We start from the raw sequence: 11,508 nt of genomic DNA, 5'->3' as shown, positions 1-11,508 counted from the left end.
TTATAACGCAAACAAACCACCGTTTACCGCAAATAAAATCGGGAAGTCATCTCACCAACTCTTCCATTTTCACAAACTGCAGCAAAAAAGCATTCAGCCAGGTGAGGAGCGGGATGGCAATGATTAAATATGCAATTTCCCAATCGCCCGTGCCGAAATTCCAGCTGTCCAGATTTATCCGGTAAGAAACAGTGAACGCCGTACCTAAAACCAGTACATTTATCAAAAGAGCTGAAAGGATGCTGATCCCTTTCGTCTTCTTCTTTCTATAAACGAACACCGCTGCCGCCATCGACAGGATGAATGAAAACAGGATCGATGCAAAATACAAACTTCTCACCCCTTTCAACGAATATCTACAGTAATATGACCCTAGCAATCTGAATTAGTTTCTTTTATTGACTGGACTCATCAGAATAAATGAAATATTTTAAAATACCGTTGTATTACGATGTACATTGTTATACGATGTAGTTAACGTAAAACGAAGAGGTGAAGAAATGGATAAGGAAATTATGAAAGGCAGCATCGACATTCTGCTGCTGTCGCTGATGAACAAACGGGATATGTACGGCTATGAAATGGTGAAGGAATTGAAGGAAAACAGCGATGAACTCTACAGCATGAGTGAAGGGACGCTGTATCCGGCTTTGAAAAGACTGGAAGCGAAGCTGTTTCTGGAGTCTTATTGGGAAGAATCGGATACGGGCGCCAGAAGAAAGTATTACCGGATCACCAAAGACGGGAAAAAAGAGCTGGGCAGAAAATTGAACGAGTGGCAAAAAGTGAGCCAATTAATCAACTCGTGTACGGAGGGGAAAATGTGGAACGATCCATCGAAACCTATATTGAACGAATCGTAAGCGACTTGGACTGCAGCCTGAAAGAGAAGCGGGATCTGGCAGAGGAGTTGACGGGCCATTTGGATATGCTCGTTGAAGAATATGAAAACAAAGGATTCGACAAGGAAAAAGCGAGTGCCCTGGCGATCAAAGAATTCGGGGATCCGGAAATCATCAAAGAAGGCCTCGAGCATTCTGTTGCACCGGAGAAAAAAGTAATACATAAAATCGGAATGGTGTTGTTTGGGATTTATGCTGCTGCAGTTCTTGGACAGCTGATCGTATTCCGGTTGATGTACCTTATTTTTAGCAATGATCCATATAATAGGTACTTTTCCATCCCCCAGGGGACAAGCGGATTTTTCAATTTGAAAGCCTGGGAATGGAACACGAACATTGTGCCATTCCACAGCATTTATACGTATATAACAGGAGCTCAAAATTTCAATTTGAATATCGTCATTGATAACACGCTGGGGAATATATTGATTTTTATTCCTTTAGGCATTTTTCTCATGCTGCTGTTCAGGCGCTTTAACACGATCGGCAAAGTCGCCATGGCCGCTTTTGTGCTGACGGTTTCCATCGAAATCACTCAATTCTTCCTTCGGGTCGGGCGCTTCGATGTGGATGATATTATTCTAAACACCCTGGGAGCGGTCATAGGGGCGGTAATTTATAGGATTGCTTTCCAAACTTATCGTTTTGCGAAGACGTCGTTGAGTCAGGGGATTTCGGGCTGAGCAGACTATTAGTTGAGAAGAAACTGGAGGTCCGGTTTCTTCTTTTTTGTTTGAAGAAAGGTGATGGAATAAAGAAGAGATTTCCAAAAGCAGCTGGTTTTCTTTTTCCATCATTTGTATAGTAGAGAGAAGTGGAGAATTTATAGTTTTGAGAATGTGGAGGAAGTAGATTGAACCGAAAAACTGACGAAGTGCAGACATTTTTAACCCGAACATTTAACGGCATCGAATTGGAACCAGCCCTATTTTATGCCTGGGAACCGGGCATCCGCTTCGAAATTTCAGATCCGCATCAGTCTTATAATGAGCCCGGGCACCTGGACCGGGCTTTTAAGCGGTCCACTGCTTTATTCGATGCGGTTTTTGATGAGGAAGATGACATTCTTTTTGTGACAGATGTTAACGTGCCTCGAGATAACCTGTTCCTTCATAAAAAGCCTTTGAATGTCTATAGGAAATACATTAAACAATCACAGGCACTGCATAACTTGCACCTTAAAAATATGCAGCTGCCGGAATTCGACGAAGGTGACATCACGACTTACCGCTTCAGCTACACCTGCCGCAAAGGGGACATTCGCTTCCCAAAATTATTGCAGGCCATCTGTTATGAGGATTTCGAGCATCCTTCGAGAATCCTGAAAAATCAGCAAAGCGGCTCCGATATTTATTTCATTAACCTGTCGAAAAAACTCATTTATCACCTGTATGATGACCGGGGCTGTGATATCATCGCCGCAGACAAAGAGGACATCCGCTTTTTATATGAGCGGTACAACGATTGGATCCTCGATTACGACAGGGAAAAAATCGATGCTGTATTTAAATGAAGAATGGAGAAGAATAAGATGAATGTAGAACTGACAAGATTTCGTGTGAAAGAAGGACAGACGGCTGTCGTCGATGAATGGCTGGTATTTTTAAACGACAATATGAAAGACGTATTGGTGACATTGGAAGGCGAGAGGATGTATGTGGAGACGATTTTCCGCGAAGTGCTCGATGGCAGCGAATATCTGTATTGGTATTCAATTCAGGGAGAGGGCGGCCAGGATGTCGAAACTTCAACGCATTGGATTGACGAGAAACATATGGCTTACTGGAAAGAATGCATCGATCCGTCATTTCCGGGGGTGGATCTGAACCCGGCAGTCGTCATGAACCCGGCAAGTGTTGCGGAAAGTATGAAGTAACGGGAGAGTTTTACGGAAGGATTGACTTAAATGAAACACATCTACGCTTTCGAAAATATCGAAGACTATGAAAAATACGAATCGATCATCGATCGTTTCAGCGAGCGGCTCGCCGCTTTCGAACAGACGATGGAAAAAGATTACGCTTTGAACGACAAACCAAAAGGCGTCGTCTGGACTTCGGCGGAACTTGCCACTTCGGTGCTGTCTGAAATTCCGATTCCTGCTTATACGAATAGGGACATTATCTACATATCGCCGGATCTGGAAGCCTGGCGAACATTATTCCTCACCCAGCTGGATGGTAAAGACCTGCCGCGTATCCGGAAGTTTTACGAGAATTATTCAGAGAATCACCTTTTTACGATTCTGGCGCATGAATTGACTCATCACTCGGATTTATTTCCGGATGAATTCGACGATGAACGTGACGACAGCATCTGGTTCGAAGAAGGCATGTGTGAATATCTGCCGAGGAAACTGCTGCTGAGCAATAAAGAATTCGATGACATCACAGCGGTGGAGACGGAATTGGTGGAGGTTTTCAGCGAGCAATACGGCAGCCGGTCGATCGATGACTTTGGCAGCGGCTCCTATGTGGGCAGCCTCTCAAGCATAATGTTCGATTACTGGCGGAGCTTTCTTGCCGTAAAATATCTGGTCGAGAAACGTTTTGAAAACGATATCCAGGCAGTTTTCGCTGAATATCACAAATGGCATGAAGAAGGCCGCAAGATGCCGCTGACGGAGTATTTTCAGTTGGATAAATGAAAATAGGTGCATGGCAAAATAGTAGTCCAGCGGATGTTTTTCGCAGCCGCGAAAAACTCCAATCCCTTAAGGAAATCTTTGCGTCCGCAAAGATTTTTTCGTTTCAATCGGTGCTCCGGCATCACAAAGCAGGCTGTGGGTCAGGAGGTCAGTGAAATTTAGACACACAATCGACCCGGAATTTCACTTCAAGAAAATGGTATTATGGGGATAGTCCGTATCAACTATCCATGTGCCATAAGGAGTGTTAACATGTCGACAGAAACCCTCATTACGTTAAGCAGTTCGTCTTTATTTTTCTCATTCATCGTCTACCTGATTGCGATCGTGCCGTTCGGCATCGCCGTGAAATCCCGTAAACAGATTGCAGTCAAGATTGCGATGACTCTGACAGTCATCGGATTTTTAGCGCAGCTGAATTATTTTATCCTGCGCTGGATCGCTTCAGGCCATGCGCCGGTCAGCAACCTCAATGAATTCCTGACTTTCTTCGGAATCATGCTGGTGGGCAGTTTCTTCGTCTTCTATTATCTTTACCGGCAACCGGTCGTCGGCTTGTTCCTTCTTCCGGTGTCCTGTTTGATCATCGCCTACGCCAGCATGTTCGCCAATGATGTATCACCACTGATTCCGGCGCTGCAAAGCCATTGGCTCACGATTCATGTGATTACGGTAGCCGCTGCGAGCGCGGTACTGTCCGTCTCGTTTGTGACCGGCCTCATTTATTTATTGAAAAACGTGGACATGAACGACAAAGGGAAGCGTCCTTTCTTTTTGGAGTTTATCCTGTATTTCCTGGTAGTGGTCGTCGGATTTATCCTGATCACTTCCGCTTTCCGTACGGTCGATTACAGTGCAAGCTATCAATTTGAAAATCAGCAGGGCGAGAGCCAGGTTTACGAGTATACGCTGCCGGCAATCGTCGTGCCGAACGGTTCGGAAACAGTCGAGGAAATTTCGGGGGCTTATCAGCCGGCCAGCCACTATGCAGGCCTGCTTGAAATTCCGAACAGCATCGAAGCCCAAAAGTTAAATTCTGTGCTGTGGTCTTTCCTGGCAGGTACAGTATTGTACGTGCTGATTCGTCTCCTTACCCGGAAGAAAATCGCAGAACTGCTGCAGCCGTTCACGAATAAAGTCAATTTGACCCTCATGGATGAAATTTCTTACCGTGCGGTCGTCATCGGCTTTCCGTTATTCGCACTCGGCGGTTTGTTCTTTGCAATGATCTGGGCGCAAATTGCCTGGAGCCGCTTCTGGGGCTGGGATCCCAAAGAAGTATGGGCACTCATCACATTCCTGTTCTATGCCGCGTTTCTTCATCTGCGCATTGGCAAGGAATGGACGGGCGAAAAAACTGCCTGGCTCGCCATCATCGGTTTCGGAACCATTATCTTCAATCAAATCTTTGTAAATCTGGTCATAGCCGGTTTGCATTCATATGCTTGAATAATCATAAAACCCGGCGGGAACCGATAGTTCCCGCCGGGTTTTATTTTTTCATACCATCACGTCAGCAGCGACTCGATGAAATACTGCAGATCCGCCGTCCAGATATTCAAATAATGCATTTGATCGAAATAGATCATGATACCGAGCGCGACGATGATTGTGCCGCCGAATTTCATCAGGGCAGATGAATATTTCAGGATAAAACGCGTCTTGCCGATGAAGAAAGCCATGATGATGAACGGGATACAGAAGCCGAGCGAATACGCCGTAACCACCGCAAGTGTCTGCGCAGGATTGACGAGGCTGCCGTAAGCCATAATGGCGGCGAAAATCGGCCCGATGCAAGGTGTCCAGCCCGCCGAGAATACAAACCCGACCACGAACGAATTCAAATAACTGGACGGTCTTTTTTTATGGTTCAGACGTTTTTCTTTGAACAGGAACTCAGGTTTGAGCACGCCCATCAGGAACAAGCCCATAAAGACGAGGAAAATCCCGCCGAGCATTTGGATAAGCGTTTCATGCCTGATGAACAGGCCGCTGACGGCACTCAATGAGAAACCTAAGATGTAATAGATGACAGAAAATCCGAGAGAAAAGAATATCGAATGGATCAACACTTTTTTACGGAACGAAGCCTCTTTATTTTCCTTTAATTCATTGACGGAAACGCCGGTTATGTACGAAACGAATGATGGGTATAAGGGCAGGCAGCACGGAGAAATAAAAGCCAGGAATCCGCCGGCCAAAGCGACCAGTATAGTAACATTTTCCAAATTCAACACCTCTATGCTATTCTAGCACAAGAGGACAGACGTGGATTCCTGTAATTCGTGCACGATTTTACAATTAAATGAACGAAGACAGATTGGTGATCTGAAGGTTTCTCTCCAGGGAAGCCTTCTCCTTTTATAATTTATTAATGTCAGAATGTTCGAACTACTAAACCGGGGGGCTGAGCAGATGAAGAAAATAAACGAAGCTTTCGACCTGTTTGAACAGGGGGAGTTTGAAAAGGCCGAAGCCATCTACTTGGCCTGCCTGGAAGATCTGGCAGACGGAACGTCGGATGCATATAAGGCAATCCTGTATGGGCTGGGGTATGTGAAAAGTCATCAGGGAGAAATGGAGAAAGCAAAGCAGTATTTCAATGAAGTACGGGAGATCGCGGCAGCAGAGGCGGATAAAAAAGAAGAAGCCATGGCGCTGCATCAGATGGGGATGGTGGAGAGGATGGCCGGGGAATATGAGAAGGCTTTACGCCTTTTCACGGCGGAAGCGGAAATTTGGAAGCGGCATTTTCCTGATTTCCACATCGGTTTTTCGGCAAACTGTTACGAAAGAGGATACATCGCGTTAAAGCAGAAGCAGCATGAAGAGGCTTCCAGACTGCTTCAAACTTCGCTGGAATATGCTAAAGCCGCTAATGATCCGGTTGCAGAAGGCTGTGCGTACAGAGGGTTGGGTGAGATTGAGCTGGTGAAACGCAGGATTGACCAGGCGAAAGTTTATTTCCAGCAAGCCCGTTCTTCTTTTGAAGAAGCGGGAGACGCCCTGGGTGTGGCGGAAATACAGGAGTTTCTGAAGCATATTTGACATCGAAAGGAGCCACCCCCATGCCAACCATAAACCACGAAATTTACGTCGAAGCGCCAGTTGAAGTCTGTTTCGACCTTACACGAAACGTCGATATCCATACGGAAACTACTGCCAGGACAAAGGAGCGAGCCATCGCTGGCGTTACGTCAGGGTTGATGGAAAAAGGCGATTCGGTCACATGGGAAGCGGTCCATCTCGGCGTGAAGCAGAAACTGACGGCTCAAATTACTGAAATGGAAAGGCCATACAGATTTACAGATGTTATGTTGAAAGGGGCTTTCCACTCGTTCGTGCATACCCATGAATTTATTGAAAAAGGGAGCGGCACGATTATGAAGGATCGGTTTATCTATCGTTCACCTTTGGGAATCCTTGGAAGAATAGCTGATTGGCTGTTTCTTGAAAAGTACATGACCCGGTTTATTACAGAGAGGGCTGTGGAGTTGAAGCGGATAGCAGAGGGAAGGCAGCAGGAGAGTTAGTTTCCTAAAGAATTATTCGGTTAGATAAGTGAAAAAACCCTCTTCTCCAGCTTATGGGCTGGACAGAGAAAGTTGTGCGCGGGAGAAGAAACTTTGTGCGCGGGAAAGCAGGTTCTATGCGCGGGAGAAGAAAAGTTGTGCTCAACTTAATAATCTTGCGTCTAATTTAATACTTATACGCCATCAGAAATCACTCAACCTAGATTGCCTCAGCCGCTTTTACCCTCACCCAAACTTCAACCCCCAATCGCATGTTTTTCGCTGGGCGACAAACGAAAAAACTAAACAAAAAGCAGAACGGGCCAGTCGCCTGGTTCGTTCTGCTTTAGTTTACTTTCTATTTTTCATTAACCTGCATCAAAATTTTCAAATCGGCTCCGGATCAATCGATTCGTCGCTGATTTCGCCGACGATCTCTTCCAGAATATCTTCCATCGTCACAAGGCCGGCAGTGGTTTTGCCGTCTTTTCCGGTGACGATCGCCATATGCGTCCGGCTCTGCTGCATTTTCGTCAGCACTTTCTGGATAGGCGTCGTTTCCGGAAAGCTTGGCATCTCATGGACGAAGGATTCCGGCTCTTGCCGGCGTCCTGCTGCCATGCTCGTCAGCAATTCCTTCGTATTGATATAGCCGTAAAGGCGGTTGATGTCTCCGTTTTCCATTACCGGATAACGGGTAAACTGGACTTCATCCATGATGGAGAAAAAGTCATCGCGCGAAATGCCCCTGTCGACGGCCACAATCTGTTCTCTCGGAATCATGATGTTTTTGACGATGCGGTCGTCAAACGCGAAAATGTTTTTGAGGTACGTCAATTCGGTCTGGTTGATTTCACCGCTTTGGTAGCTTTCTGCCATGATCAGCTTTAATTCCTCTTCGGAATGGGCGTCTTCATGGCCGGCCGGTTCAACTTTGAACATTTTCAACAGCAGACGGGCCGAGCCGTTCAGTACATAGATGAACGGATTCATCATTCTGCCGAACCAATAAAGCGGCGGCGCAAGAAGCAGCGTCATCCGTTCTGCATACTGGATTGCCAGTGTCTTCGGTGCCAATTCACCGATGACCACATGGAGGAATGTTACAATTCCGAGTGCGATGGCATAGGAAAGTGCTGTTGCAAGTACATCCGGTACTGAGAAATAGTCGAATGCGGGACGCAGCAGCCGTTCGACAGTCGGTTCACCCAAAGCTCCGAGTATCAGGGCCGTTATGGTGATGCCGAGCTGGCAGGCTGACAGGTAGTAATCAAGATTGTTTGCAACTTCTTTGGCGCGCAATGCTTTTTTATTGCCTTCTGAAATCAATTGATCGATCCGGGACATACGCACTTTCAAAATGGCGAATTCCGCACCGACAAAGAATGCTGTCGCGATGATCATCAGCGCGACGAGCAGTAAATTTATGGCTATTTGTCCGTCCAATATGGTTCCCTCGTTTAGAGGGATTCACCTCCGAGTTTAGTTGGATTAATCTGTGTCAGTCCTGCAGTGTTTCCTGATGGAACAGGACCTGTTTGATCTGCTGGTTATCCATTTCAGTCACCGTCCATGAAGTCTTACCTTGCGTGACAGTACTGCCGGTATGGACTTCTCCGGCACTCCTGAAATGAACCCAGCCGCCGATCGTATCGATATCTTCGCTTTCTTCAAACGTCAAGCCGAAGCGGTCTTCCAAATCTCTCAGCAGTACACGGCCGTTGATCTGGTAGTCAGTGTCGTTTACAGGGCTGATGTCCGGCACTTCATCATCATCGAATTCATCGCGGATTTCCCCGACGATTTCCTCCAGTATATCTTCCATTGTAAGCATTCCGGCAGTACCGCCGTATTCATCGGCGACCAGCGCGATATGGACACGCGACTGCTGCATTTTCAGCAAGGCATCCTGCAGGCCGGTCATTTCAAAAACAGTCGGCAATTCACGTACAAAGTTCTGCAGCTCCCAGGGACGTCCTGCAACGATATGCGGCAGCATCTTCTTGGCGCTAACATAGCCGATGATACGGTCTTTGTCGCCATCTTCCGTGACCGGGTAACGTGTGTAATTATTTTCATCAAGGATCTCAACGATTTCTTCAAGGGGCATATCTTTATCGAGTGTTACAAGTTCTGTACGCGGCACCATAATCTCTTTCGCTGTGCGTTCATCGAATGTGAAAACATTTTCCATATAGGAAAGTTCGGTTTCATTGATGGCACCGCCTTCGAAACTCTGGGCCATGACAATTTTCAATTCGTCTTCCGAGTAAGCCTGTTCGTGGCCCTGCTGAACGCCGAATGTGCGCAATAACACGCGTGCAGCACCATTCAGGGTCCAGATGAATGGCTTCATGACTTTACCGAACCAGTACAGCGGCGGAGCAAGCAGCAATGACATTTTCTCCGCGAATTCAATCGCCAGTGTTTTCGGCGCCATTTCACCCACTACAACGTGAAGATAAGTGACAAGCAGGAACGCGATGGCGTAGGACGCTGTCGCTGCTGCCGCATCCGATACCTGGAAAAAGTCGAAAACCGGGTACATCAGGCGTTCGACGGTCGGTTTACCAAGTGCACCGAGTCCGAGAGCTGTAACGGTGATGCCGAGTTGGCAGGCCGACAGATAATAATCGAGGTCGGTCGCAACTTTCTTCGCCGTAACCGCTTTTTTATTTCCTTCCGCGATCAACTGATCCAGCCGCGACATCCTGATTTTGACGACGGCAAACTCTGATCCGACGAAAAAGGCTGTCAGGCCGAGCAATACTACCAATAACACTAAATTCAATATCGTGATTATGTCCACTTATGTCCCTGTAAAAGGGATTCACCTCCGGGTTTATTGGAGCAAAGCCAAAAGAGCCGTGATGGCAGCCATCTTTCTCTCCAGTGCTTTGCCCGTTTGCGTCTTCGCATGATGCGGTGCATCCTTCAGCTGTTCTTCCAGCCGGACAATCTTTTGCTGCAGCTGATCAAACTCATTGATCACTTCATCAATCAGCTCTTCCGTTTCCGGAGTTTCCCCTGCACAAATGATTTCCTGGATCTCCACGATCGACATGCGCTGTTTTTTCAATACCTGAATCCGTTCAAGTGTCTGCAGAACATTATTGGGATAAAGCCGGTAATTGGCTTCAGAGCGTTCGAATGCCAATAAACCCGCATTCGTATAATAATCAATGGTTCTGACGGACACTCCACTCAATTTTGCAACTTCACCGATTCTCATTAATCCCTTCCCAATGCAGACACCTCCAATTTAAATTAAGAATATCTTATCATAAAATTGGTCTAACCATACAGTGAAACGTTACGGTTTTGATAGACTATTTTTGAATTTATGAATAAAAATTTCATATTTCAGACGAATTTTCATTTGCGCATTTTGCCTGCAGCGTGCTATATTGTTGGTAACAACTCAATAGACTTTTGACATTCGTCAAAGGGGAGTAGCTTTAGGGAAACCTATTTTACAGTCGTCATTGCGTGGTTAAAAGCCACCGGCTGTAATAGCAGTTAATTTTGCTTAGCGAGACCTTTGCCTTCATCGGGCATGGGTCTTTTTTGTTGCAAAAATTAACTGGGGGTTTGAAAGATGGAAGCAATTTTATTGGAGTATGTATGGGTCCTGCTGGTGCTGGTGGCGCTTGAAGGGTTACTCGCTGCAGACAACGCGGTGGTTATGGCGGTCATGGTCAAGCACCTGCCGAAAGAGCAGCAGAAAAAAGCGTTATTCTACGGATTGCTGGGAGCATTCGTGTTCCGCTTCGCCGCATTATTCATGATTACGTTACTGGTAGACGTCTGGCAGATTCAGGCGCTCGGTGCAGCGTATCTCCTGTTCATCGCGTTTAAACACATTTACGATCAGCGAAAAGGCAAGGAACATTCGATTGAGCCGGAAACGACAAAAGGCGCCGGTTTCTGGATGACTGTATTGAAAGTGGAATTGGCGGATATCGCCTTCGCGGTCGATTCCATGCTTGCGGCTGTAGCGCTCGCAATGACATTGCCGCATCTTGGCACGATGGAAGTTGGCGGCATCAACGGCGGCCAGTTCGGCGTCATGCTTGCCGGTGGATTGGTCGGTATCGTCATCATGCGATTCGCGGCCCACAAATTCGTCAAGCTGCTCACCGATTACTCGCAGCTTGAAACGACAGCGTTCGTCATCGTCGGCTGGGTAGGCGTCAAATTGACCGTCCTGACACTCGGCCATAAAAACCTCGGCATCCTGCCTTACGACTTTGCCCATTCCACGGAATGGAAGCTCATCTTCTGGGGCATATTGCTTGCGATTGTCGCAGTCGGCGCGCTGGTGAGTATCAAGAAGAAGCGTGAAGCTGATAAAGCGGCGGTATAATTCACTTATGATTCAACTGGTTCAGGAGATTGTTCTCTTGGGCCGGTTTTTTTGTTGGGCGTGGGGTTGTGGGCGGGAGAG

The 11,508-nt window shown here is 46.8% G+C and carries 14 protein-coding genes; 9 read left to right on the top strand and 5 right to left on the bottom strand.

From position 1 onward, the window contains the following. Nucleotides 1-46: 46 nt before the first annotated feature. Nucleotides 47-331: a hypothetical protein gene (locus KW93_RS15090; protein WP_033543873.1), complete on the bottom strand. Its 285-nt coding sequence runs from the start codon at nucleotides 329-331 to the stop codon at nucleotides 47-49. A gap of 169 nt (nucleotides 332-500) precedes the next feature. Here KW93_RS15090 and KW93_RS15085 point away from each other — a divergent pair, with 169 nt between their 5' ends. The 6 genes from KW93_RS15085 to ccsB all read left to right on the top strand — a co-directional run bounded on the left by KW93_RS15085 (nucleotide 501) and on the right by ccsB (nucleotide 4,998). Then, on the top strand, nucleotides 501-863 hold the full coding sequence (locus KW93_RS15085; RefSeq protein ID WP_033543872.1) for a PadR family transcriptional regulator: 363 nt from the start codon (nucleotides 501-503) through the stop codon (nucleotides 861-863). Beyond that, the gene (locus KW93_RS15080) at nucleotides 824-1,585 is read left to right on the top strand and encodes a VanZ family protein (protein ID WP_033543871.1); all 762 of its coding nucleotides are present in this window, start codon (nucleotides 824-826) and stop codon (nucleotides 1,583-1,585) included. Before KW93_RS15085 ends, KW93_RS15080 begins: the two co-directional genes overlap by 40 nt. 170 nt (nucleotides 1,586-1,755) lie before the next feature. Then, complete coding sequence (locus tag KW93_RS15075) at nucleotides 1,756-2,415, top strand: DUF3885 domain-containing protein (RefSeq protein ID WP_033543870.1); 660 nt, start codon at nucleotides 1,756-1,758, stop codon at nucleotides 2,413-2,415. Nucleotides 2,416-2,433: 18 nt separating this feature from the next. Next, nucleotides 2,434-2,778, top strand: coding sequence for a DUF6176 family protein (locus tag KW93_RS15070; RefSeq protein ID WP_033543869.1), 345 nt, complete (start codon nucleotides 2,434-2,436; stop codon nucleotides 2,776-2,778). A gap of 30 nt (nucleotides 2,779-2,808) precedes the next feature. Next, nucleotides 2,809-3,549, top strand: a complete 741-nt coding sequence (locus KW93_RS15065; protein ID WP_033543868.1) for a hypothetical protein — start codon at nucleotides 2,809-2,811, stop codon at nucleotides 3,547-3,549. A gap of 252 nt (nucleotides 3,550-3,801) precedes the next feature. After that, a complete protein-coding gene (gene ccsB, locus KW93_RS15060) occupies nucleotides 3,802-4,998 on the top strand; it encodes a c-type cytochrome biogenesis protein CcsB (protein ID WP_033543867.1) in 1,197 nt (398 codons plus the stop codon). Nucleotides 4,999-5,057: 59 nt separating this feature from the next. On the opposite strand, the gene KW93_RS15055 is transcribed toward ccsB, so the two are convergent. Beyond that, nucleotides 5,058-5,777 (bottom strand): cytochrome c biogenesis CcdA family protein, encoded by a 720-nt coding sequence (locus KW93_RS15055; RefSeq protein WP_033543866.1) that lies wholly within the window; start codon nucleotides 5,775-5,777, stop codon nucleotides 5,058-5,060. Between the two features lie 187 nt (nucleotides 5,778-5,964). On the opposite strand from KW93_RS15055, the gene KW93_RS15050 reads away from it, so the two are divergent. After that, nucleotides 5,965-6,597, top strand: a complete 633-nt coding sequence (locus KW93_RS15050; protein WP_052131655.1) for a tetratricopeptide repeat protein — start codon at nucleotides 5,965-5,967, stop codon at nucleotides 6,595-6,597. 20 nt (nucleotides 6,598-6,617) lie between these two features. Further along, nucleotides 6,618-7,082, top strand: a complete 465-nt coding sequence (locus KW93_RS15045; protein WP_033543865.1) for an SRPBCC family protein — start codon at nucleotides 6,618-6,620, stop codon at nucleotides 7,080-7,082. Nucleotides 7,083-7,448: 366 nt separating this feature from the next. Here the strand turns inward: KW93_RS15045 and KW93_RS15040 are convergent, their stop codons facing one another. The 3 genes from KW93_RS15040 to KW93_RS15030 are packed head-to-tail and all read right to left on the bottom strand — an operon-like array spanning nucleotide 7,449 to nucleotide 10,293. Then, the gene (locus KW93_RS15040; RefSeq protein WP_033543864.1) at nucleotides 7,449-8,507 is read right to left on the bottom strand and encodes a hemolysin family protein; all 1,059 of its coding nucleotides are present in this window, start codon (nucleotides 8,505-8,507) and stop codon (nucleotides 7,449-7,451) included. Between the two features lie 55 nt (nucleotides 8,508-8,562). Next, nucleotides 8,563-9,870: a hemolysin family protein gene (locus KW93_RS15035; RefSeq protein ID WP_033543863.1), complete on the bottom strand. Its 1,308-nt coding sequence runs from the start codon at nucleotides 9,868-9,870 to the stop codon at nucleotides 8,563-8,565. 33 nt (nucleotides 9,871-9,903) lie between these two features. After that, a complete protein-coding gene (locus tag KW93_RS15030; RefSeq protein WP_033543862.1) occupies nucleotides 9,904-10,293 on the bottom strand; it encodes a MerR family transcriptional regulator in 390 nt (129 codons plus the stop codon). Between the two features lie 366 nt (nucleotides 10,294-10,659). Here KW93_RS15030 and KW93_RS15025 point away from each other — a divergent pair, with 366 nt between their 5' ends. Continuing rightward, the gene (locus tag KW93_RS15025; protein ID WP_033543861.1) at nucleotides 10,660-11,427 is read left to right on the top strand and encodes a TerC family protein; all 768 of its coding nucleotides are present in this window, start codon (nucleotides 10,660-10,662) and stop codon (nucleotides 11,425-11,427) included. The last annotated feature ends 81 nt before the right edge of the window (nucleotides 11,428-11,508 follow it).

It is taken from the genome of Planococcus sp. CAU13 (assembly GCF_000775575.1).
Classification (GTDB): Bacteria; Bacillota; Bacilli; order Bacillales_A; family Planococcaceae; genus Planococcus.
Note: the sequence above shows the minus strand (reverse complement) of the source record. Positions and strands in the feature narration are given on the sequence as shown.